The 23,549-nt window shown below is 60.0% G+C and carries 19 protein-coding genes and 3 pseudogenes; 7 read left to right on the top strand and 15 right to left on the bottom strand.

All coding sequences use genetic code 11. The annotated features are described in order from the left end of the window. Positions 1–14: 14 nt before the first annotated feature. On the top strand, positions 15–869 hold the full coding sequence (locus CAG47_RS07830) for a LysR family transcriptional regulator (RefSeq protein ID WP_085724311.1): 855 nt from the start codon (positions 15–17) through the stop codon (positions 867–869). A gap of 125 nt (positions 870–994) precedes the next feature. On the opposite strand, the gene CAG47_RS07825 is transcribed toward CAG47_RS07830, so the two are convergent. From CAG47_RS07825 to CAG47_RS07815, 3 genes are all read right to left on the bottom strand, one after another. After that, positions 995–2,230, bottom strand: coding sequence for an RNA polymerase sigma factor (locus CAG47_RS07825; protein ID WP_085724310.1), 1,236 nt, complete (start codon positions 2,228–2,230; stop codon positions 995–997). Next, entirely contained in the window at positions 2,231–2,575 is a 345-nt protein-coding gene (locus CAG47_RS07820) for a YciI family protein (protein ID WP_085724309.1), read from the bottom strand. It lies immediately after the preceding gene. 69 nt (positions 2,576–2,644) lie between these two features. Further along, positions 2,645–3,070, bottom strand: coding sequence for a nuclear transport factor 2 family protein (locus tag CAG47_RS07815; protein ID WP_085724308.1), 426 nt, complete (start codon positions 3,068–3,070; stop codon positions 2,645–2,647). A 140-nt stretch (positions 3,071–3,210) separates the two neighbouring features. On the opposite strand from CAG47_RS07815, the gene CAG47_RS07810 reads away from it, so the two are divergent. After that, the gene (locus tag CAG47_RS07810; protein ID WP_085724307.1) at positions 3,211–3,726 is read left to right on the top strand and encodes an N-acetyltransferase; all 516 of its coding nucleotides are present in this window, start codon (positions 3,211–3,213) and stop codon (positions 3,724–3,726) included. Positions 3,727–3,837: 111 nt separating this feature from the next. Here the strand turns inward: CAG47_RS07810 and CAG47_RS07805 are convergent, their stop codons facing one another. The 3 genes from CAG47_RS07805 to CAG47_RS07795 form a co-directional block, all read right to left on the bottom strand. Continuing rightward, positions 3,838–4,326 (bottom strand): GNAT family N-acetyltransferase, encoded by a 489-nt coding sequence (locus CAG47_RS07805; RefSeq protein ID WP_085724306.1) that lies wholly within the window; start codon positions 4,324–4,326, stop codon positions 3,838–3,840. A gap of 98 nt (positions 4,327–4,424) precedes the next feature. After that, complete coding sequence (locus CAG47_RS07800; RefSeq protein ID WP_085724305.1) at positions 4,425–4,910, bottom strand: GyrI-like domain-containing protein; 486 nt, start codon at positions 4,908–4,910, stop codon at positions 4,425–4,427. Between the two features lie 67 nt (positions 4,911–4,977). Continuing rightward, positions 4,978–5,640, bottom strand: a complete 663-nt coding sequence (locus tag CAG47_RS07795) for a LysE family translocator (RefSeq protein ID WP_085724304.1) — start codon at positions 5,638–5,640, stop codon at positions 4,978–4,980. A gap of 139 nt (positions 5,641–5,779) precedes the next feature. On the opposite strand from CAG47_RS07795, the gene alaC reads away from it, so the two are divergent. After that, the gene (gene alaC / locus CAG47_RS07790) at positions 5,780–6,997 is read left to right on the top strand and encodes an alanine transaminase (RefSeq protein WP_085724303.1); all 1,218 of its coding nucleotides are present in this window, start codon (positions 5,780–5,782) and stop codon (positions 6,995–6,997) included. Positions 6,998–7,178: 181 nt separating this feature from the next. On the opposite strand, the gene CAG47_RS07785 is transcribed toward alaC, so the two are convergent. Together CAG47_RS07785 and CAG47_RS07780 are read right to left on the bottom strand one after the other, a co-directional pair. Further along, positions 7,179–8,531, bottom strand: coding sequence for a GntP family permease (locus CAG47_RS07785; protein WP_085724302.1), 1,353 nt, complete (start codon positions 8,529–8,531; stop codon positions 7,179–7,181). An 81-nt stretch (positions 8,532–8,612) separates the two neighbouring features. Then, entirely contained in the window at positions 8,613–9,146 is a 534-nt protein-coding gene (locus CAG47_RS07780; RefSeq protein ID WP_085724301.1) for a gluconokinase, read from the bottom strand. Between the two features lie 215 nt (positions 9,147–9,361). Here CAG47_RS07780 and CAG47_RS07775 point away from each other — a divergent pair, with 215 nt between their 5' ends. Then, positions 9,362–10,393 (top strand): LacI family DNA-binding transcriptional regulator, encoded by a 1,032-nt coding sequence (locus tag CAG47_RS07775; RefSeq protein WP_085724300.1) that lies wholly within the window; start codon positions 9,362–9,364, stop codon positions 10,391–10,393. Between the two features lie 57 nt (positions 10,394–10,450). Here the strand turns inward: CAG47_RS07775 and CAG47_RS07770 are convergent, their stop codons facing one another. After that, entirely contained in the window at positions 10,451–10,699 is a 249-nt protein-coding gene (locus CAG47_RS07770; RefSeq protein ID WP_085724299.1) for a DUF6124 family protein, read from the bottom strand. 388 nt (positions 10,700–11,087) lie between these two features. Here CAG47_RS07770 and CAG47_RS07765 point away from each other — a divergent pair, with 388 nt between their 5' ends. Continuing rightward, positions 11,088–11,726 (top strand): glutathione S-transferase family protein, encoded by a 639-nt coding sequence (locus tag CAG47_RS07765; RefSeq protein ID WP_085724298.1) that lies wholly within the window; start codon positions 11,088–11,090, stop codon positions 11,724–11,726. 115 nt (positions 11,727–11,841) lie between these two features. Here CAG47_RS07765 and CAG47_RS07760 read toward each other — a convergent pair whose 3' ends face one another. The 3 genes and pseudogenes from CAG47_RS07760 to CAG47_RS29310 form a co-directional block, all read right to left on the bottom strand. Next, on the bottom strand, positions 11,842–16,470 hold the full coding sequence (locus CAG47_RS07760; protein ID WP_158091308.1) for a M12 family metallo-peptidase: 4,629 nt from the start codon (positions 16,468–16,470) through the stop codon (positions 11,842–11,844). Positions 16,471–16,852: 382 nt separating this feature from the next. After that, positions 16,853–17,266: pseudogene (locus CAG47_RS29315) on the bottom strand (methyl-accepting chemotaxis protein); the annotation flags it as partial. Positions 17,267–17,398: 132 nt separating this feature from the next. Then, a pseudogene (locus CAG47_RS29310) lies at positions 17,399–18,172 on the bottom strand (PAS domain-containing protein); the annotation flags it as partial. A gap of 730 nt (positions 18,173–18,902) precedes the next feature. On the opposite strand from CAG47_RS29310, the gene CAG47_RS07750 reads away from it, so the two are divergent. Then, positions 18,903–19,316 carry a GNAT family N-acetyltransferase gene (locus tag CAG47_RS07750; protein ID WP_085724295.1) on the top strand — a complete coding sequence of 138 codons (414 nt, stop codon included), beginning with the start codon at positions 18,903–18,905 and terminating at the stop codon, positions 19,314–19,316. A gap of 134 nt (positions 19,317–19,450) precedes the next feature. On the opposite strand, the pseudogene def reads toward CAG47_RS07750, so the two are convergent. Next, a pseudogene (gene def / locus CAG47_RS07745) lies at positions 19,451–19,975 on the bottom strand (peptide deformylase); the annotation flags it as partial. Further along, a complete protein-coding gene (locus CAG47_RS07740) occupies positions 19,972–20,934 on the bottom strand; it encodes a YihY/virulence factor BrkB family protein (RefSeq protein ID WP_085724294.1) in 963 nt (320 codons plus the stop codon). The gene CAG47_RS07740 and the pseudogene def, both read right to left, overlap by 4 nt. Positions 20,935–21,290: 356 nt before the next feature. Between CAG47_RS07740 and CAG47_RS07735 the strand changes: the two genes are divergently transcribed. Further along, positions 21,291–21,668: a hypothetical protein gene (locus tag CAG47_RS07735; protein ID WP_085724293.1), complete on the top strand. Its 378-nt coding sequence runs from the start codon at positions 21,291–21,293 to the stop codon at positions 21,666–21,668. A gap of 170 nt (positions 21,669–21,838) precedes the next feature. On the opposite strand, the gene fadD1 is transcribed toward CAG47_RS07735, so the two are convergent. Next, a complete protein-coding gene (gene fadD1 / locus CAG47_RS07730; protein ID WP_085724292.1) occupies positions 21,839–23,539 on the bottom strand; it encodes a long-chain-fatty-acid--CoA ligase FadD1 in 1,701 nt (566 codons plus the stop codon). Positions 23,540–23,549 lie beyond the last annotated feature (10 nt).

The raw sequence follows: 23,549 nt of genomic DNA, 5'->3' as shown, positions 1-23,549 counted from the left end.
CAGGGCGATAGTTCATGGCCTCTCACGAAGTGCTGCTGGCGTTTGTCGAAGCGGCGACCCAAGGCTCGTTTTCCGCCGCGGCGCGCAAGCTGGGCCGCAGTCAGTCGACCATCAGCGCGGCAGTGGCCAGCCTGGAAATCGACCTGAACCTGACGCTGTTCGACCGCAGCAGCCGCAAGCCCGGGCTGACCCCGGCCGGGCGCGTCGTGCTGCAACGGGCCGAAGAGATCCTGGCCGCCACCAGTCGCCTGGAGATAACCGCCAGCCAACTGTCCCAAGGGGTGGAGGCGAAACTGACGGTGGCGCTGTCCGATACCTATCAGTCGGACCGCTTCGAGGCGGCACTGAGTGCCTTCGAGCAGCGTTATCCCGACCTGGAACTCGAATGCCTGATCGCCGAATGCGATGACCTGGTGTCCCTGGTGCAAAGCGGTCGGGCACAGATTGCCTTCGCCGAAATGCAGGACAGCTACCCGCCGGACCTGGTCAGCTCGACGGTGGATGAGCGCACTGAAATCGCCTTGTTCGTGTCCCCGGCACATCCATTGGCAAGGCTGGATTACGTTGATCAGGATGTGCTGCAGCAGCACCGTGAGCTGCGCCTGGCCACCATCATCAATCCCTATGAAAGTCGGGCGAAGGGCCGCGTCTGGTCGGCGCCGAGCTATCTGATGCTGCTGGAAATGGCCCAGGGCGGATTCGGCTGGGCGCCATTGCCCCGCTGGCTGGTCGAGCGGTTCGGGCCGGGCACGTTACAGGAACTGGAGGTGCGCGGCTGGCCGAAAACGGTGTCGGTGGATGCGTTGTGGTCACGACTGAATCCGCCGGGGCCGGCGGGGAGCTGGTTGTTGGGCAAGATGCTGGAATAGCGGCGTGGCCATTCGCGAGCAGGCTCGCTCCCACAGGTGATCGCAGTGTTCAGGCGAATGAGATCTGAATGTGGGAGCGAGCCTGCTCCGGGCGGCGATCCGACGAAGAGGCCAGCAAGGACACATCAATCCAACGCCCTGAGCCGCTCTTCGATAAACCGCCGCTCCGGCTCCTGGCGGGTCAGCTCCAGTGCTCGCTCCCACGCCATCCGCGCCTCTTGCTTGCGGCCAAGTTGCCGACAAAACGCTGCCCGCGCCGAATGGGCCAAGTGGTAATCGAGCAGCTCTCCACGCTCCAGAATGGCATCGACCAACGCCAGGCCCGCCAGCGGTCCATCCCGTTGCGAAATCGCCGCCGCGCGATTCAACTCGATCACCGGTGACGGCACCGCCCGCAGCAGCACGTCATACAGACCGACAATCTGCGGCCAATCGGTTTCCTCCGCCGTCGGGGCCTCGGCGTGCACCGCCGCGATGGCCGCTTGCAGGCAATAGGGTCCGAAACGCCCCATGGTCAGTGCCTGTTCGATCAGCGCGCAACCTTCGGCGATCAACCCGGCATCCCACAGCGTACGATCCTGTTCGTCCAGCACAATCAGTTCGCCGCTCGCCGAAGTCCTGGCCGGGCGTCGCGACTCGTGCAGCAGCATCAGCGCCAGCAGGCCCATCACCTCTGGCTCCGGCAACAATTGCACCAGCAGTCGACCAAGACGGATCGCTTCGCGGGTCAAATCCTCACGGATCAGTTCAGCCCCGATGGACGCCGAATAACCCTCGTTGAACACCAGGTAAATTACCCGCAATACGTTGTCCAGGCGCTCAGGCAACTCAGCCAGCGTCGGCACTTGATAAGGGATTTTCGCGTCGCGGATCTTCGCTTTGGCGCGCACGATGCGCTGGGCGATGGTGGCCGGGGCCGAGAGAAAGGCCCGGGCGATTTCCTCCGTGGTCAGGTCGCAGACTTCCCGCAGCGTCAGCGGCACTTGCGCGTCCGCCGCCAGGGCCGGGTGGCAGCAGGTAAAGATCAGCCGCAGGCGATCGTCTTCCACGTCTTCATCACTCCAGTCTGCCTGTTCCAGCGCCTCCAGTTGCGCGATCAACAAGGGCTGCGACGCGGCAAAACGCGCCCGCCGACGCAAGGCGTCGATGGCCTTGAAACGCCCGGTGGACACCAGCCAGGCCCGCGGATTGTCCGGCACGCCGTCACGTTGCCAGCGTTCGACCGCGACGAAAAACGCCTCGTGCAAGGCTTCTTCGGCGAGGTCGAAATCCCCCAGCAAGCGAATCAGGGTCGCGAGAACCCGCCGCGAGTCTTCGCGATAGACCCGCTCGACCTGCGCCTGAACCGGTAGCCCTGGCATCTAAGGATTCAACTGCCGAACGGGACGCACCTCGACACTGCCGACCCGGGCGGCCGGAATGTTTCCGGCGACCTGAATGGCCTCGTTGAGGTCCTTGGCGTCGATCAGGTAGAAGCCGGCCAGTTGCTCCTTGGTTTCGGCGAACGGGCCATCGGTGATCGACATCTTGCCGTTGCGCATGCGCACCGTGGTGGCGGTCTGCACCGATTCCAGCGCCTCGGCGGCGACCATTCGGCCACTGGCCTGGATGGACTCGGCATAGTCCATGCACTCTGCGTCCTTGGGGCTTTCCGGCAGCGAATGCAGCAAGTGCTCATCGCTGTAGACCAGGCATAAATACTTCATCTCGCTCTCCTGATTGAACGGTTCAACTATGGCCGCCGATCGGCTTTGGCGCTGCTTTCTAAAAAAATATCAGGGCTTGAGGTCGAACAGCGTCGCGCCGCTGGTCATGTCGAACGGGGCCGACCAGTGCTCATGGACGATCTGCCACAGCCCGGCTTCCTGCCGATAGCAGGCGGTGACGCGCATCCAGCAAGACTGGGTTTCGCCCTTGTCGTTGGTACCACCGCAATGGGCCAACCAGTGAGCGAACGCAATTTCCTGGGACGGCTCGATGGTGACTTCGTGGAACTCGAAGATGTGCGGGCCGGGGCACATTTCCATGCAGGCCTGCCAATGCGCGCGATACGCCTGCTTGCCCTTGAATTGCAGGGCCTTGACGGCGTCGAAGGAAACGATGTCATCGGCATACAAGGCCATGACTTTTTCAATGTCCTTGGCCATGACGGCCTGGCGATAGTTCTCGATCAGGTTCTGGATCTGGGTTAGCGAGTTCATGGTGGTTCTCCGTGGTTTTTATTGGAAGACACCCTTAGTCGTCTGGCGATCCGGCAAATCGACAGGTGAAATAAAAATAATCCAAACGACCATTCTCGCTAGAATCCGAGATTCATTCATGTCGGAAAAAGGACACTCCCGTGACAGCTCGACTCGTGCCCTATGAAAGCCTGAACACGCTGCAACGCCAACAGGTCGAGGCCATTGAAGTACATCCGGAGCAGATCAAGTTCTCCGGCGATATTCACGGTGCATTGCACGCTCTGCTGTCCAAGCCAGGTCCGGGGGTCAAAGGATTTGCCCTGCTGGTCGAGGACATTCCCGTGGCGTTCCTGCTGCTCAAGCGCCCACCCGCCCTGCCTGCCTGGGCCGATGAACACAGCGCAACGCTGCATGCGCTGCAAGTCGATCAACGGTCTCAGGGCAAAGGTTATGGCAAGGCCTGCCTGCAGGCGCTACCCGCGGCGGCGCGCCTGGCCTGGCCGGAGATCAAGGGGCTGGAGTTGTCGGTGGATGCGGACAACGAATCGGCGATCGGTTTGTATGCCCGGTATGGTTTCGTCGACAGCGGCGAGGCGTACAGGGGGCGGATCGGTTATGAGCGGCGGATGGGGCTGGTGTTCGCAGGTATTACCGACACAACGCCGCCCCTGTAGGAGCGAGCAGGCTCGCGATGGTGGACCAGACACCTTGGTGTATCAGGCAGCCAGCGTCATCGTTGACGACCATCGCGAGCCTGCTCGCTCCTACAGGGGGTCTGCGTTGGATCAGAGCTTGAGCACCATCTCATGCCACGCCATGCCGCCGTGGTCGGACGCCGAGGGTTTGACGTAGGCAAAACCGAACCCGGCGTACAACGGAATGTGCCGTTCCTTGCACATCAGGTTGATGCTGACCTTGCCCATCGCGCGCATGCGCTCGATGAATTCGCCCATCAGGCGCTTGGCCAGGCCCTGCCCTTGATAATCCGGGTGCACCACCACCGACATGATCACCACGTGCGGCCCGGCCGGGTCGTGGCCGATCAGTTCCTTGAACGCTTCGTCGGACATTTCCACCTGGAACGCCGCGCCGGAATTGATGAAACCGGCGACCACGCCGTCCACCTCGGCGACGATAAAACCCTCTGGCCAGGTGGCGATGCGGGTGGCGATCTTCTCGCGGGTCGCGGCTTCGTCACCTTCATAGGCAAGGGTTTCGATGGCAAAGCAGCGGTCCAGATCGGCGGGGGTTACGTTGCGGATGACGGTGTTCATGGCAGCTCGGAATCAGCGTGGGATAGGCTGGAAATGATAAATCAGCCGCCGTGGGACATCGAGAGACGAATCGGCGGATCCGCCTCCCGATGCGCGGGTCACGCCTTGATCGGCAGCCAGATTTCCAGCGTGCCTGTGTTGAGTTGCGGATCGAAGTCTTCGCTGTAGCGCTCGAATTCCGGCTCTGCCAACAGCTTGTGCCCGGACTTCGGCAGCCAGCTGCCATGGATGTACTGGAAGGTCTGCGGCAAGGTATCCAGCGTGCCCTTGTGCTCGAACACCACGTACTGCTGGGGTTGGATTTCTACCCAGCGGTAGGTTTCCGGCAAATCGTCAAGCTTGCTGATCTGGACCCCGGCGATGTAATCGAAGCCGCCCTTGCCGTCGAAATTGCAGCAAACGCCGTAGGTGAAGTCGCCTTTTTGCCCCGGAACATTGCCGATATGGGGTCCGAATTTTTCCCAGAGCTCGGGAATGTCTTTTACGGTCTGCTGGGTAAATCGTCCGCCCAACCCCGCAATCAGCAGAAAATGCCCGTGTTCGAAGCGCGGTTGCGCCAGTTCGACCTGTGTTTGCTCATCCATGACTCGACTCCTGACACATGAAAATGGGTTCGGCAGGGAGTATAGAAGCCAAACCCGATCCGCCCAGTTACAGTGCGTGCAACTGCTCGACAGCCGCGACACCAAAAAACTCGTTATAGCCCGATAGAATCACGTAGACCGCGAAATAGCAGAAGATCGCCGCCGATGCCATGTAGGAATAACGCAGCAGCCTGTCGCCCAGCAACTTGCCGCCGTGGCTTGCGGCGAAGCACAGCCCGGCCGACCACAGCAAACCGGCACAGAGGAAACCACCGAGAAACAGCGCCGAACTGAGCGGGCCACCGCCACCGGAACGGGCGATCAGGGTGCCGCCCACCGCCGCGAACCAGAGAATCGCACTGGGCGAGGACATGGCCAGGAAAATCCCGCGCAAGAATTCCTTGCGGTGCGAGTTGTTGCCGACCTCCGCTGTCTCGGCCAGCAGCGCCTCATGGTGGATTGCCGAATAGACCATCTTCGCCGCGAAGTACACCAGCAGCGCCGAGCCACCGATCCACAACACCCAACGCACGGTTTCGTATTGCAGCAAAACGGTCATGCCGGCCAGCGCCAGCACTGCGTAGATCAGGTCGCCGACGCAGGTACCCAGGCCCAGTGCAAAGCCTTGAAAGTAGCCGCGCTGCATCGCCAGGGTGATCATCGCGATGTTGGCCACGCCAATGTCCAGGCACAGCGAAAGGCTCAGCAAAAAGCCACTGGTGAATTCCATCTAACCCTTTCCTTCGGAAAAATTTGTTTACATCGAGGCTGGACAGTCTGCCACAGCTGCCCGTACATTCCGCCTCAGGTCACCGCAGTGACCTGCGTCGCTCGGACGGTTCCGGGCGCTTACGTTATCCGAGGCAACAATGGCCGAACAAGGTTCGCCGCGCCGCTTTGCGCGCATAGATCGACTCCCCCCTTACGTTTTCAACATCACTGCCGAGCTGAAGATGGCCGCCCGTCGTCGTGGCGAAGACATCATCGACTTGAGCATGGGCAACCCCGACGGCGCCACGCCGCCACACATCGTCGAAAAACTGGTGACGGTGGCCCAGCGCGAAGACACCCACGGTTACTCCACCTCCAAGGGTATTCCGCGCCTGCGCCGGGCGATTTCCAATTGGTACAAGGAACGCTACGAGGTCGACATCGACCCGGAAAGCGAAGCCATTGTCACCATCGGTTCCAAGGAAGGCCTGGCGCACCTGATGCTGGCGACCCTGGACCAGGGCGACACCGTACTGGTGCCTAACCCGAGCTACCCGATCCACATCTACGGTGCCGTGATTGCCGGCGCCCAGGTGCGGTCGGTGCCGTTGGTGCCGGGCGTGGATTTCTTCGCCGAGCTGGAGCGGGCCATTCGCGGCTCGATCCCCAAGCCGAAGATGATGATCCTCGGCTTCCCGTCCAACCCCACCGCGCAGTGCGTGGAGCTGGACTTCTTCGAGCGCGTCATCGCCCTCGCCAAGCAGTACGACGTACTGGTGGTGCACGACCTGGCCTACGCCGACATCGTCTACGACGGCTGGAAAGCCCCATCGATCATGCAAGTGCCGGGGGCCAAGGACATTGCGGTGGAGTTCTTCACCCTGTCCAAGAGCTACAACATGGCCGGCTGGCGCATCGGCTTCATGGTCGGCAACCCGGAACTGGTCAACGCCCTGGCGCGGATCAAGAGTTACCACGACTACGGCACCTTCACCCCGCTGCAAGTGGCGGCGATTGCCGCACTGGAAGGCGATCAGCAATGCGTGCGCGACATCGCCGAGCAGTATCGGCAGCGACGCAATGTGCTGGTCAAGGGCCTGCATGAACTGGGCTGGATGGTGGAAAACCCGAAAGCGTCGATGTACGTCTGGGCAAAGATTCCCGATGCTTACGCGCACCTGGGTTCTCTGGAATTCGCCAAGAAACTGCTGGCCGAGGCCAAGGTCTGTGTCTCGCCGGGCGTCGGTTTCGGCGAGTACGGCGATGACCATGTGCGTTTCGCCCTGATCGAAAACCAGGACCGGATTCGCCAGGCCGTGCGCGGCATTCGCGGGATGTTCCGGGCGGATGGGTTAGTCGTAAAAACCAACGCCTGACACATATCCCCCTGTGGGAGCGAGCCTGCTCGCGAATGCGGTGCATCAGTCGCCATAAATGCTGACTGATATGACGCATTCGCGAGCAGGCTCGCTCCCACAATGGCCTATGTTTGTCCTTGAAATCGATCACCCACAAAAAAACCGCATCGCTGCGGTTTTTTTGTGCCTGTCGAATCGCTTAGACGAACAGCGACAACAACAGGATAAAGCCCAGGCCCACCACCGACAGGATGGTTTCCATCGCGGTCCAGGTCTTGAAGGTTTCGGCCACGGTCATGTTGAAGTACTGCTTGACCAGCCAGAAGCCGGCGTCGTTGACGTGGGACAGGATCAGGGAGCCTGCACCGGTGGCCAGCACCAGCAGTTCACGATTCACCCCCGGAATCATCCCCACCACCGGCACCACGATGCCGGCACCGGTGATGGTCGCCACGGTCGCCGAGCCGGTTGCGATACGAATCACCGCTGCCACCAGCCAGGCCAGCAGGATCGGCGAAATTTGTGCGTTCACCGCCATATGGCCGATCACATCACCCACGCCGCTGGTCACCAGCATCTGCTTGAAACCACCGCCAGCACCGATGATCAGGATGATCGCGGCCGTCGGCGCCAGGCTCGCGTCGAGCCATTTCATCATTTGGCTGGAACCGATGCCCTGCTTGTAGCCGAAGGTATACAGCGACAGCAGCAATGCCAGCAGCAACGCCGAAATCGGGTGGCCGATCAGGTCCATGAAGGTGCGGAAGATGTTGCCATCGGGCAGCACCACGTCGGCAAAGGTCTTGAGCAACATCAGGAACACCGGCAGCAGCACGGTCACCAGGGTGATGCCGAAACTCGGCAGCTCGGCCGAATCGGTTTCGCGCGCCAGTTGATCCACCAGTTCCTGGTTCGGATGACCGGGAATGTGTTTGGCAATGAACGTACCAAAGATCGGGCCAGCGATGATGGCGGTTGGCAACGCGACGATCAGGCCGTACAGAATGGTTTTGCCGATGTCGGCACCGAACACGCCGATGGCCAACAGCGGGCCCGGGTGCGGCGGCACCAGGCCGTGCACGGCGGACAGGCCGGCCAGCAGCGGGATACCGATCTTGATGATCGACACGCCAGTGCGCCGGGCAACGATGAACACCAGCGGGATCAGCAGCACGAAGCCGATTTCGAAGAACAGCGGAATACCGACCAGGAACGCGGCGAACATCATCGCCCATTGCACCTTGTCCTTGCCGAAAGCGCGGATCAACGTCTGCGCAATCTGATCCGCACCACCGGATTCGGCCATCATTTTGCCGAGCATGGTACCCAGCGCGAGGATGATGCCGACAAAGCCGAGCACGCCACCGAAGCCGTCCTGGAACGCCTTGATGATGGTGCCGATCGGCATGCCGGAGGTCAGCCCGAGGAAGGCGGCGGCGATGATCAGGGCAAGGAAGGGATGCAACTTGAACTTGGTGATCAGAACGATAAGTCCGATCACCGTGACCACTGCATCGAGCAGCAGGAACGTCTCGTGGGACATGCCAAACATTAGGGGTGTCTCCTGGTTGTTGTTGTTATTAAAGCGGGTTAATCGGAAATCGTAAGGACAGCGCTGTCTTTGCAGGCACAGTCATACCGCCTGCTTCAGGCCGTGCGCCTGCCACCAGACATGCGCCTGCGCAGCCAGTTGCTCGACGCTATGGGTCGAAGCGTCAAGCGCCAGGGTCAAGGGCTCGCCGACGGGGGATTCGAGGGTGGCGAACTGGCTTTCGATCAGGGTCGACGGCATGAAATGGCCCGGCCGATGGGAGACGCGGTCGGCGGCCACTTCAGGGGTCAGTTCAAGGAACACGAAGCCCAGGCCCGGCAAGGCACTGCGCAGACGTTCGCGATAGATGTGTTTGAGCGCCGAGCAGGTCAGCACCGGGCGCTGGCCCATGGCGTCGACACGGCGCAGCTCATCGCACAGGCTGTCGAGCCAGCCGGCACGGTCTGCATCGTTCAGGGGGATCCCCGCGCTCATCTTTTCGATATTGGCGGCAGGGTGGAAAGAGTCGCCTTCAATGGCCGTGGCGCCGCTCAGTTGGCACAGGGCCTCGCTGACGCACGTCTTGCCGCAACCGGCAACGCCCATGATGACCAGGGCGGTGATGGGATGATTCATGTAACACCTCAGCGCGCAGACAGCGCTACCTTTGCCAGTTATGACACTAGACCAAAAGCAGTAGTTGCCGACGCCTTTCTTGTCATTTTATGGGTTGCAGCAGGTTAAATCCCGACACCAAAAAGCGAGGATCAGGCGAACCCCCGCTCACGCATTTGCAGCTGCATCGAGACAGCGCTACCTTAGTGCCTTGAATTTTGTTTGGCAAGCCATCGATGAATCCCACTAAAAACGATAAAAATACCCGCACCACTGGCCGCCCTACCCTGAACGAAGTCGCCCGACTGGCCGGCGTCAGCCCGATTACCGCCTCGCGCGCCTTGCGGGGCGTCAGCACCGTGGCCACCGAACTGGTGGAAAAAGTGCAGAAAGCGGCGCTGGAACTCAACTACGTGGTCAACCCTGCCGCCCGTGCCCTGGCTTCGGCCCAGAGCCATTCCGTCGTGGTGTTGGTGCCTTCACTGTCCAACTTGCTGTTCATCGACACCCTGGAAGCCATTCATCAGGTCTTGCGGCCCAAGGGCTTCGAAGTGCTGATCGGCAACTTCCACTACTCGCGCGAAGAAGAAGAAAACCTGTTGCGCAATTACATGGCCTATCAGCCCCGCGGCTTGTTGCTGACGGGATTCGACCGCACCGAAAGTTCGCGGCGGATGATCGAAGCCAGCAACATTCCTTGCGTGTACATGATGGAACTGGACAGCGCCGCCGGGCTCAATTGCGTGGGTTTCTCGCAACTGGCCGCCGGCGAAACGGCAGCCGAACACTTGCTGTCCCGCGGCCGCAAACGCCTGGCCTACATTGGCGCACAACTGGACCAGCGCACCCTGCTGCGCGGCGAAGGTTTCCGCAAAGCCCTGCAAAAGGCCGGTTTGTATGACCCGGCGCTGGAAGTGCTGACGCCCCGCCCGTCTTCGGTCGGCCTGGGCGGCGAACTGTTCTTGCAGATGATCGCCAACCACCCGGATGTCGATGCGATCTTCTTCGGCAACGACGACCTGGCCCAGGGCGCACTGCTCGAAGCGCTGCGACACGGCATCAAGATCCCCGAACAAGTGGCGGTCCTGGGCTTCAACGACCTGCCCATGTCCGAACACATGGTCCCGCGCCTGAGCAGCATCAACACCCCGCGCGAAGCCATCGGCCGCCGCGCGGCGGAGCAGATGCTGACGCTGATGGCCGGCAATACCGTGGCCAGGCCGGTGCAGGACATGGGGTTTGAGTTGAAGGTGCGGGAAAGCACCTGAGTCCGCCCTGGATCATTCCCACGCAACACGTGGGAATGATTTGCTGCAAGTCAGCATTCAATCCTGCGGATCGAGGTTATCCAGCACCCGGTTCACCGCCAGCTCGGCCAGCATGATGATCTGTGCGATCGCCAGTGCCGTGTTGCGCTGGCTGCCTTGCAGAAACGCAGCGAAGTCATTGGTCATCACACTCGCCGAGGCCAGTGATTCGCAGGCGTGAGCCAACAGGGTTTCGTTATTGATGCCGGGCGAGATGGAGAACATCGGGCTGGGATTGCGTGGGGGGTTGGGCGTGGGTTTGAACATGGCAATGCTCCTAGAGTAATGGAGCTGCCACAGTTCGCTGCTAGACGAAAAACAAGGTGGCAGCTGTGCGCGGGCTAGCAGACCAGGACTCTAGAACCCGGTAGACCCGAAGGTCTTCCCACGCACAACCGCCATAACGTGAACTGGCGTGCAGTTCACGATGGCTGGACGTCATGCGTCTAAAGTATCCAGGCTGCTAGACCCGATCGCTGAATTTGCAGCGACACGGAACGATAAAGTCCGGCTACCAGGCGCACAAGCCGGCGGATTCTGACGCAGTTGTAGGCAATGGAGCAAGAAACCGTAGCTTGCGCAAATCGGATGAAACCCCTTTCCCTCAGACCGCTCCTACACTTACAGACACGCCATTCGCGATGGAGCTGCTCAAATGGAACACTCCCTGAAAATTCTTGGCAAAGCCTCGTCCATCAACGTCAGAAAAGTCCTGTGGACCTGCGAGGAACTGGGCATAACCTACGAACGCGAGGACTGGGGCAGCGGCTTTGCGTCCACCCACAGCCCCGAATTTCTCAGGCTCAACCCCAATGCCCTGGTACCGGTGATCATCGATGAGGCCGGTGTGTTGTGGGAGTCCAACACCATCTGCCGCTACCTGGTGGGCAAACACCATCACCATCATGCCGAGCTGCTGCCTGCCGAACCGGCCGCCCGCGCCCGGGTGGAGCAGTGGATGGATTGGCAAGCCACAGAGCTCAACCCGTCCTGGAGATACCCGTTCATGGCACTGGTGCGCATGGACCCGGAGTTCCAGGACGCGCATAGCCTCGAGGTCGGTATCCGCGGCTGGAACCAGAAGATGGCCATCCTCGAACATCAACTGGCAACCACCAAGGCGTATGTCGCCGGGCCACGGTTTACCCTGGCCGACGTTGTCATCGGCCTGTCCGTCAACCGCTGGCTGATGACCCCGATCGAACGTCCTGACTACCCCGCCATCGATGAGTACTTCAAACGCCTGGCGCCACACCCGGGTTTCCTCAAGCATTGCTGCAACGGTTTGCCTTGAATGACCGCCGGTTGCCGCCCGGCGGCGACCGCTGACCTGAAAGAGTTGGGCATTATCGATGGCCAGACAGGGAGCCTGTACGCCCAAGACGACAAGCTCCCCATTCGCAGGAGGGTTATGGCGAGCAGGTCTGCAAGCGCCGCCACGGCTTGGCATTGCCGATGATGACCCAGTTCAGGTCCGGCCGCTGGTTCTGCGTCCAGTGCGCCACTTCATAGTTGTAGCCGTCATAGGACACCTGCTCGTTCTCCACCGCATAGACCTTGGAGGCAATCCACGGGGGTGCGCAATCGCCGGCCTGTTCCGGCGGCAGGACGCTCACCGTTTTAACGGTGGTGGCCGTCGCGCCCGTGGTGCTGGTGACAGTCAGTTCCAGAATGCCGGCAACACCTGACGTCGCCGGCGCGGTGAAGGTCGGGCTGACCTGGGTCGAGGTGGCCGGCGTGAAGCCGATGGTCTTCCACGCATAACGCAAGCCGCTACCCGTGGACCCGCTGGCCGACCATACCGCCGACTTGCCGGCCTCGATCCTTTCCGCGCCGCTGATCCGCGCGACTGGCGCCGGCACCTGGGCCTTGACCGTCAGTGTCTTGCGCATCACATGCCGGGCATTTTTGCTGTCTGTGACCGTCAGCTGCACCGTGGAGAAGGTGTCGGAGTTGATCACCGGCGCGGTCAAGGTGCCAGAGGGTCGATCGCCGATCGTCCCGGTAAAACCTGAAGGCGCCGACCAATCGTAAGTCAGCTTGTCGCCCGGCGGGGTCGAGGTGGCATCGGTACTGAACAGTACCTGGGCGCCACTTTCGACCGTATCGTCACTGATGATCTGCCCTACCGGCGGTTGCGGGGGCGGGTTGTCTCCCGGAGCCTTGATCACCACCGCGATGGCATGGCTGTTGGCGTTGCCGGCGTTATCGGTGACCGTGACGCGGACGGTGATCACCTGGTCCGTGGTCACCACCGGCGCGGTCCAGGTCTGCTCCGCGCTGTTGGGTGTGGCGCCGATGAGCGAACCTTTGGCCCAGGCATAGCTCAACGGGTTGCCCACCGGCGAGGAAAAACCGGCGCGGTAACTGACCGACTGCCCGGAGGCTACTTCCAACGGTCCTTCGATCTGGCCCTGGGGCGGGTTGTTGCCTTTGGGCTCATAAACGATCACCCGCGGCTCGTTGTATACCGTATTACGGCCAGTACCATCGGCCACTGTGGCCTGGACGAGCACGCCCCCATTATTACTGGAACGGGTTGCCCGGATCTGCGCGGTGGGTTGTCCGGGATCGGATGACAGGATCTCAAAGTAACCCTGATTGACGATCCAGCTGTAGCTGATATCCCGGCCTTCAGGATTGTCCAGCACCACTCGCGGTACGAACACATCGCCGACATTGACCATCGACGGCATGATCAGACGCCCTTCCAATGGCGGTAATACCTGTGGATTGATCTTGATCGTCTTGTTGGGTAACGACACCAGGCTTACGCCATCCCTGATAACCACCCGAACGTACCCCTGAATGTTTGGGGTCAGTATTCGTGGCGCCTTGAGGTGGATTTCGCGCTGATTATCGGGTCCGATAATCTCCAGCTCACCCTTGGTTGGAGAAGTCACCGTCCAGGCATAGGTCAACGGACGGTTCTGTGGATTGTGAACATAAGCTGTCTGGGTGAATTGCTCCTCGCTATTGACCTCGACAGGACCGTCGATTCTGCCACCGGTCATCTGCGTATCCTTTTTCACCAGCACCGTCCCCCGCAACGTCAGGGCACCACCCTCACTGTCGGTGACAGTGACTTCCACCGCCACCGGAGTATCCGCCGCGACAGCCGGTGCGGTCAGGGTGACGGAGGGGGTGTTGCCCACCGTCCCGGTGAAGCCGGTGGGCCGTTGCCAGGCATAGGTCAACGGGAAGTCACCGGGTGAACGCACGTTGGCGGTGAAGGTGACAGCGGTTTTTTCCAGCACTTGCGCCGGCAGACTCAACTCGCCCTCAGGATCACTGTGCCCCTGGCGGGTAACGGTCACCGTATGCTGCGCCTGCGCCTGTGCCTGGCCGTCACTGACTGTGAGGTTGAATGTAAAGGGCGTGGCGCTGCTGACGTTGGGTGCGGTAAAGCGCAATTGCGCACCATTGGCCTGCGCCGATATCCCCGGTGGCACCTGCCAGGTGTATTGCAGGTCGCTGGCCCCCGGGTTGATCGAACTCGACTGGCTGGCGTCCAGCAGCACAGATTCCAAGGCCACGGCAGTGCTCGGGCCGCTGACGATGATCTGCGGTGGCATCGGCGGCGCTGTCCCCGGTACGCCCTCGCCATCCAGCACGCGACCGATCGCCGTCAGGGTCTGGGCCTTGGCATGGGCCAGCAGCAGGCTGCTGTCATGGGGGACATTGCCGAAGGTGGCATAGCGTATGGAGTTGGTTGGCGTGCGGGTCTTGACGATCAGGTTCTGATGACCGTCGTCCGCCAGATAATCACCGTAGTTCACCGTCCCATGCAAAGTGAAATTGCTCAGCAGCGACTGCCCGCTGATCGTTTGGTAATCACTGACGTCGTCCTTGAGCCTGATCCATGGCGTGCTGGCGTCTGTACAGGCCGCAAGGGTGACTCGTTGATTGTTGCCGTTGTTCTGCAGGCACAGACCCGGATCATCCATGTTGTGCAGGCGGCCACTGCCATCGAGCAGCCAACGACCGGCGCGCTCTTCATTGCAGGCCTGCTGCAAGACCAGGCGGTTGGGGTTGGCCGGATCGCTGACCACACAGTTTTTCGACTCAAACGCGATGGGCCGCAAACGCCCCGCCGCTTCTGCGGCCGGCCAGGTGAATTGTTGCTGCGCCAGCAGGTTACGCAGTTGCTCCTGCAAGCCGGTGGTTACCGGTATAGCGCCATTTGCCTGGGCCCAGGCGTCCATCGTCGCCAGGCGTTGCTCAAGAGTGCGCGGGGCGTCGCAGGTTTTCACCAAGGCCCAGTTCATGGGTGCGATGAGCCCGGACCAGACCACCGGGGGCCGTCGGGCAAAACTCCCCGAAGGTTGGGTAAGCAGACGGTACAGACTACCCTGATAGCTGACTTGCTCACCCACGATCGAGTAGGTCCTGTCCGGGTCCCAGGCCGCGCTGTTTTCGCAAGCAGCGCCGATGTCACGGGGGTAAACCCGCACACCGACCTCGGTAGCATCCACCTGGCCGGTGGCATTGGCCACCGTCAGGCGGAACCGGTAATCGGTGGGCACCGTCACCTCGGGGAAATTCGCCGTGGCTTTCTTCGCTTGGCTATCGTCGATCGTCACCGCCGGAACGCCCGCCGTCTGCGTCCATTCATAACGCAGGGCATCGCTGCCGGGGTTACGCGAAGCGGCGCCGTTGAGGGTCGCGCTCTCGGTGGAGAACGGCAGTTCTTTTTGGCCCAGCTCGACGAAGCCGCTGGCGATGGGAGGCGCGCTATTGTCCGGGGGCGGAAACAGACCGACCAGCGTGGGGTACCAGTTATTGATCGAGCGAGCGTTATCATGCCGATCGGCTACCCCCATCGGGATTCCCTCATAGGTTCGCTCGGGGTTGGAAAACAGATCGATTACCCGACCGTTCGAATCGCAGTAGGCCATGATGGTTTGCCACTTGGGTTCGACACTGCCCTGGCAAAAAGCGCTGGAGTACGCAAAAGGGGTCGTCATTCCACTGTGATGCGCCCCGATCACGTGACCCAATTCATGAGCGTAGGTACCGCGCTCCCCGGCACAGGCATAACCAACGCTGTGAGAGACACTGTCGGCGCCAACGCTCCCGGCAAGACCGCAACCCCGGCTGGTGAGTTTTTTTGCTACCACCCCCATCACCACATGCGCCTTTAACTGTACTTGCAGGCTCTCGCTGTTGCGCCTGACCTCAGCCAATTGCTTGTTCATGCAATCAAGTTGATCACAACCGGGAAACGACGACTCGTCATAGGGAAGGTGCTCAACTCCTGCGTTTACATAAGTGACCGTTACGCCACTGGCCCTGGCAATTTCCTTGAAATACTCGAAACGCTGAACACCCAACGCCACAGGGTCGGCATAGGCGTTTTTCACATCATTGCTGTAGACGGTCAGAATTCGAATGGGTTGTTGAGAGGTATGCCGCGCCGTTTGGCCTGACTTGGTCAAGGTCTGCTTCATGACCTCGGCGGGTGAATCGTCCTGATCCTTGCCATTATCCGATGGCTTGATCCGAGTAATCGCAACCTGCCCCTTGTCCACCGGTTCAATCTGATACTGCCGCCCACCCGCACTCACGGTTCCGGTGATCCGCTCGCCATTGCGCACCAGCACCACGAGGTTTTGCGGATCAACCACCACTTCCCGCGACAGGTCCGCCTTCGCCTGCCCCCGGCGCTGGCGCAGGTCATCCGACTGGACTTCACCGACCCACACGCCCATTCCCGACTCGGTGGTGTAGTGCAATTTCCTGGCCCGCACCGTCACCCCCGGTTCCAGCGGGATTTCCAGCCATTGCTGTTCATCCAGCACAACCTGCCCGTGCCCGCGGGCCAGGGTAATCACTTCGCTTTGGCTGTCGTCGATCAGGCGCTTGAGGTAGGGGTTGGCGTTGCGACTCAGCGCGGCCTTGGCGCTCGTTTGCTCCAGCGACAGCAATGCACGCACATTGGCCGGATCCGCCTGGGCAAAACCCGGCACCGAGAAGCTCAGAACAAGAAGGGTGATGATCCACAGCAGACGGAATGCCGCGAGGTTCGAGGTGCGCATCGTGTCTCTCCCTGACTCATCCGGCTCGGATGCAAGCAGCAAAATCACTCGCATCGATACGGCTTGGCGATATTGCGAAAAATGCCCTGACATGTGGCTCGGGCGACGTTTTTCACTCTAGAGCGCTTCTCAGGTGCGGCCAACTAGCAGAACTGACAGTTCTGCCGTTGCACCAAGCTGCAAGATGACCTCGCGGGGGCGATCTGAACGGTTCCAGGCGATGCGTGGGCAATGACAAAAAAGGGTCCCTCGACCGGGACCCTGTTTCATTTGCTCATATCCTGTAGGAGCGAGCATGCTCGCGATGAGGCCGGCACAACCAACATCCACGTCGCCTGACACGCCGCCATCGCGAGCTTGCTCGCTCCTACAGGTAGTTTGCTCAGTTCAGTTGCAACGTCGAGTTGAATTGACTGATCGCATCCACCACGTGGCGCGAGCCCTGCTGGATTTCGAGGATCACCTCCCCTGCCTCGTTCGCCAGTTCCACGCCGAGGCCGGTTCGACTCAGACTCGATTGCATGCTCGATACCGCGCTCAGCGACAAGTCGTGGTTCTTGCGCACCACCTCGACAATCTCCAGCGTCGCCTGGCTGGTGCGTGCCGCGAGGCTGCGCACTTCATCGGCCACTACCGCGAAACCGCGCCCGTGTTCGCCAGCGCGGGCCGCTTCGATCGCGGCGTTGAGCGCCAGCAGGTTGGTCTGATCGGCAATGCCGCGGATGGTCTGCACAATGGTGCCGATGATGTCGGACTGCTTGTTCACGGCATCGATGCTCAGCGCCGCCTCGTTCAGGTCCCGGGAAATGTCCTGAATGATCTGCACGGTCTGCTGCACCACCTCGGAACCTTTGCGTGCACAGACGTCGTTTTGCACCGAGGTGCTGTGGGCCGACTCGGCGGCGGTTTGCAGGGTGGTCATCTGCTGAGTGATGTCGCTGGCAAACTTGACCACTTTGTACAACCGGCCCTTGGCGTCGAACAATGGGTTATAGGACGCTTCGAGAAATACCGTCTGCCCCTGTTTGTTTCTGCGCTCGAAACGATGGGAGTGAAATTCGCCACGGTTGAGCGACGCCCAGAAATTCCGGTAGTTCTGGGACTCGGCTTCGGCACGGTGGCAGAACAGGCTGTGATGCTGCCCCACCACTTCGTTGAGCGAGTACTGCATGGTTTTCAGGAAGTTTTCGTTGGCGCTGATGACCTTGCCTTCGGGGGTGAATTCGATCACGGCCATGGAGCGGCCGATCGCGGCGAGCCTGCTTTCGTTTTCGTGCTCCTTGTTGACCCGCGCGGTGATGTCGGTGGCGACCTTGATCACGCTTTTTACTTGGCGGTCGGGACCCAGCACCGGCATGTAGCTGGCTTCGAGCCAGATCTCCCGGCCGCTTTTGTGCAGGCGCAAAAAGGTCCCGCTCAGCGGCTCGCCCCGCGCCAGGTCGCGCCACAACCTGGTGTAGTCATCGCTGCGGTAATACCGTTCTTCACAAAAAACCCGGTGATGCTTGCCGCGTATCTCGTCGGCGCTGTAGCCCATGGCACTGCAAAAGTTTTCGTTGGCATCGATGACGATGCCGTCCGGGGTGAATTCAATCATCGCCATTGAACGACTGATCGCCGCCAATTTGGCGTTGGCCTCAGTCAGCGCACAGCTGAATCGTTCGATTTCCAGCAGGTCAGCCTTGTGATGTAGGTTGAACATTGTTGTATCACCTTCAGCGCGGTTTTTTGATTGATGAAAGTTTCAGGTCTTTCAAATCCACCACTACGTTCCGTGGAACAGGCACACGCATTCCTCCAAAAAGAAGGACTAGTCAGGTGATAAATGATGATCAATCGGAGGGTCCTTATAGCGACACGCTCATCAAGACATCCTTCTCTTGATAGCCCGCAAGCGGGCCAGCCCTAACAGATTCAAAACAAATTCCATTTAGCCCACAGCTCCATTTTCGTTGAGTGTCGGTGCCTTCAATTGCGCACTCTTGCGGCACTGCATCGACCGCCCATCACGGCCGACATGGTTAGTTACATTTGAGCATAGACAGCAACTTCGGGCCTGCAAGGCCACTAGTCGGCCATCATTGAGGACAAAAACGGTTCAGCCGCTTGCCGGGGGTTAGCGTCTATCAAGCACGTCCAGCAACGACACCGGGATTTCTTGCAGATTGTTTTTAGAGCGATCGCTCCCGCCGTTCCCGGGAGCGATCGGTCAGCGCCGGATCAATGCCCGAACACATTCAGCTTTTTCGCTCTCTTGTCGGCGCGCTTTTCCATGGCGGTTTTCGCCGGCTTTTTCTTGTCTGCTTTCTTTGCATCCAGACCTTTGGACATGATGTGTACTCCACTCGCAAGGAATGTGAGATCAGGTATACACCTATCCTTGGAGGCGCGTTCTTTTATAATCGCCCGTTTGCGCACCGACAGTCCGAATCATGCCCTGCACTCATTTCAGTCGACTCGAAGAGCCGTTATGGCCCTTGATGAACAAGTTCTACCGCGCTCACCAATCGTCGATGAAGGCCGTGCGCGACGCACAGTTGTGGGTGGCGCGGCGTGAGCGGATCGTTGCCGCGCTGTGTTTGCGTCCGGTGTCCGGCGGGCATTGGCTGACCGGGTTGTTTGTCGATCCGCAGTGTCGCGAACAAGGGATTGCAGCCGGGTTGATTGCCGCCGCGGTGAAGGACTGCGAACAACCGGTGTGGTTGTTCTGTCATCCGGATTTGCGCGGGTTTTATGAGCGACGCGGATTTACTTTCGATCCGCCGATGCCTTACGCGATGGTTGAACGCTTGAGCCGATATGCGCGCAGCAAGCCGATGATTGCGATGGGGTTGGCGCCGAAGTAGCCGGGATCAAAAATGTGGGAGCGAGCCTGCTCGCGAAGACGATGTGTCAGTCATCATCAATGCTGACTGTTAGACCGTTTTCGCGAGCAGGCTCGCTCCCACCTTGGTTTTTTGATGTGTTCAATCGTCCGCGTTGGGTCCAGGCCCGGGAACATCACCTCGGTGAAGCCGAACTTGCTGAAGTCGGTAATGCGCGACGGGTACAGGCGGCCGATCAGATGATCACATTCATGCTGCACCACCCGTGCGTGGAACCCCGAGGCGATACGCACAATCGGCTCACCCTTGGGATCGAAGCCTTCGTAGCGAATCTGCTGGTAACGCTGCACCGCGCCGCGCAGGCCCGGCACGGACAAGCAGCCCTCGAATCCCTCTTCCAGGATCGGGCTCAGCGGTGTGATCAAGGGGTTGATCAGGATCGTCTGCGGCACGGCTTCGGCATCCGGATAACGCTCGCTATGCTCGAAACCGAAGATCACCAGCTGCAGGTCGACGCCGATTTGCGGAGCCGCCAGGCCAACGCCCCCCACACTTTCCATGGTCTGGAACATGTCATCGATCAGTTGCCACAGCTCGGGGCTGTCGAACATTTCGGCCGGCACTGGCGGGGCAATGCGCAGCAGGCGCTCATCGCCCATTTTCAGAATTTCACGAATCATGATCTGGTTTCATCGATGGTCGGTTTGTGTGAGTGATCGCGGCCCAGTCCCGACACGTGGTGTTTTTCCTCATGGACAGGCCCATGCTCACCAGCCACTTTTTCGCCAGGGTCCTTGCCCTCTCGCGACATGTGTTCGATCACCGCGTTCATTTCCGCGCCCAGCAGCAGCACTGCGGCGGAAATGTAGAAGTACAGCAATAGCACGATGATTGCACCGATACTGCCATACATGGCGTTGTAGTTGGCGAACTCCTTGACGTACAGACCGAAGCCCAGGGAGGCAATGATCCACACCACCACCGCCAGCACCGAGCCGGGGGTGATGAAGCGAAACTCCTGTTTGACGTCGGGCATGACGTAGTACATCAACGCCACCGCGACCATCAGCAGAATCACGATCACCGGCCAGCGCGCAATGGTCCAGAGTGTGACGATAAAGTACTCAAGGCCGACTTGCGCCGCAATCCAGCCCATCACCTGCGGCCCGAGCACCATCAGCGCCGCGGCGATCAGCAGCATGCCGGCAATGCCGACGGTGTAGATGATCGACAATGGAAAGCGTTTCCACAGTGGGCGCCCTTCAACCACGTCGTAGGCCGCGTTCATCGCGCTCATCATCAGCCGTACACCGGCGGAGGCTGTATACAGCGCAATCACGATACCCACCGAGAGCAAGCCACCCTTGGATTGCTGCAACTGGTCGATCACCGGGTTGACCTGCTCCAGCGCCTGGGGTGGCAATACGAGTTCCGATTGCAGGCGCAACCAGGAGAAAAAATCCGGCAGGTGCAGGAAGCCGATCAAGGCAATCAGGAACAGGATGAACGGAAACAGCGAAAACAGCATTTGATAGGCCAGCGCCGAGGCATAGGTCGACATCTCGTCGGCGATGAACTCGGTGACCGTGCGCATCATCACACGGTGCAAAGGCAAGCCTCTCATGTCCGGGAAAATCATTCGCGTCTCCATTCGCCGCATACGGATTTGGGTGGAAGTCGTGGCGACTCAGGGGCTGTTTTCTTTCATCAAGGTAGCCCAGTTGGCGACTTTGAAACAATTTCAATGCGCAAGTTCAGGCTGACACAAAAACAGCCATCCGAGGTGGCCGTTTCTTCTTTTCATCAAAGGCATTTCAATGGGAAGAAAAGTCGTTACACAAGGTTGACCGAGGGCTTTTGCGGGGAGTTTCATTTGTTTTCACCGTGACATTTCATCGCTCAGTGCAGGTTGCGCTTTATGTTTGCCGGCCAACCCCCGAGAATGCGCAACACGTTCAGGCCATGGCACTGAAGATCCAATCCCACAGGAATGTTATGAAACTCGATAAAAAGCAGGCCATTGCCCGCAGAAACCAGGAACTCGGCGGTGCTGTGCTTGGCGTCAACAACTGCCACTTCGCCGAATTGAACCGCAACCGCAATATCTTTTGGTTCGACATCCCGGTATCGCGCCTGGCCGTGGGTCAGTACGAGTGGATTCACCTGCTGATGCACACGCCGAGCACCGACGAATTGCTGCACCTGAAAGTGCCGACCGTGTTCCTGCGCGAGAAACTCGAAGGCCTGGTGGTGCGCAATCAAGGCAAGCGCAAGGCCGCATTGAGCCTGGAACTGAGCGCCGACAAGGACTCCTTCCTGCAGGACATGCGTCCGGCGGGGACCAACGTCAACTTCGCGTCGTTTCGCCAATAAACATCATTCCTGTAGGAGCGAGCCTGCTCGCGATGGACGTCAACGATGACGCGGGCTGCCTGAATGAACGCGTAATCTGGAGGTTTTTCGCGAGCATGCTCGCTCCTACAGAGGATCGGTGTTGCCAGTCGACCAACAGAAAGCCCCGCATCTGCGGGGCTTCTTGTTGATTACGCGGTGGCTTTCTTCGCGTTGATCTTCTTCAGTTCTTCATCGCGCAATTCACGACGCAGGATCTTGCCGACGTTGGTGGTTGGCAGAGCGTCGCGGAACTCCACGGAGCGCGGGACCTTGTAGCCGGTGACATTGGCGCGCATGTGCTCCATCACCTGTTCCTTGGTCAGGGTCACGCCCGGCTTGGCCACGATGAAAATCTTGATCGCCTCGCCCGACTTCTCGTCCGGTATTCCGATGGCCGCGCATTGCAGCACGCCCGGCAAGGTAGCCAGCACGTCTTCGAGCTCGTTCGGATACACGTTGAAACCGGACACCAGGATCATGTCTTTCTTGCGATCGACAATGCGCATGTAGCCATCGGGTTGGATCAGCGCGATATCACCGGTCTTCAACCAGCCTTCGCTGTCGAGAATTTCATCGGTGGCTTCCTGGCGCTTCCAGTAACCCTTCATGACTTGCGGGCCCTTCACGCACAGCTCGCCGATTTCGCCCAATGGCTGCTCGACACCGGCATCGTTGACGACTTTGCACAGGGTCGACGGAACCGGAATGCCGATGGTGCCGACCTGGATGTGCTGGATCGGGTTCACTGTCGCCACCGGGCTGGTTTCGGTCATGCCGTAGCCTTCGCAGATGGCGCAACCAGTCACCGCTTTCCAGCGCTCGGCCGCGGCCAGTTGCAGGGCCATGCCGCCGGACAAGGTCACTTTCAGCGCGGAGAAATCCAGCTTGCGGAAGCCTTCGTTGTTGCACAGGGCCACGAACAGTGTGTTCAAACCGACAAAGCCGCTGAACTTCCACTTCGACAGTTCCTTGACCATCGCCGGCAGGTCGCGCGGGTTGCTGATCAGGATGTTGTGGTTGCCCGCCAGCATCATCGCCATGCAATGAAAGGTGAACGCATAGATGTGGTACAGCGGCAGCGGCGTGATCAGGATCTCGCAACCTTCATTGAGGTTCGACCCCATCAGCGCCTTGCACTGCAGCATGTTCGCCACCAGGTTGCGGTGGGTCAGCATCGCGCCCTTGGCAACGCCGGTGGTGCCGCCGGTGTATTGCAGCACCGCGACATCGCTGCTGAGCGGGTTGGCTTCCGCCACTGGCTGGCCCAGGCCTTTGCTCAGCACGTCATTGAACTTGACGGCTTTTGGCAAGTGATAGGCCGGTACCATCTTCTTCACGTACTTGATGACGCTGTTGATCAGCAAGCGCTTGAGCGGCGGCAGCAGGTCGGCGACTTCGGTGACGATCACGTGCTTGACGCCGGTTTTCGGCACCACGGTTTCCGCCAGGTGCGCCATGTTGGCCAGGCAAACCAGGGCCTTGGCACCGGAGTCGTTGAATTGGTGCTCCATTTCCCGTGCGGTGTACAGCGGGTTGGTGTTGACCACGATCAGCCCGGCGCGGATGGCGCCGAAGACGGCAACCGGGTACTGCAGCACGTTGGGCAGTTGCACGGCGATTCGATCGCCGGGCTGCAAATCGGTATGCTGTTGCAGGTAAGCGGCAAACGCACCGGACAATTCGTACAGCTCACCGTAGGTGAGTGTTTTGCCCAGATTGCTGAATGCCGGCTTGTTGGCGAAGCGTTGGCAGGATTGCTTCAACACTGCCTGAATATTCGGATACTCGTCTGGATTGATGTCAGCAGCAATCCCAGCTGGGTACTTATCCTTCCAAAAGTCTTCGATCATGGAAGCCCAC

The organism is Pseudomonas sp. R37(2017) (genome assembly GCF_002113375.1).
Classification (GTDB): Bacteria; Pseudomonadota; Gammaproteobacteria; order Pseudomonadales; family Pseudomonadaceae; genus Aquipseudomonas.
This window is presented reverse-complemented; position numbering and strand designations above follow the sequence as displayed.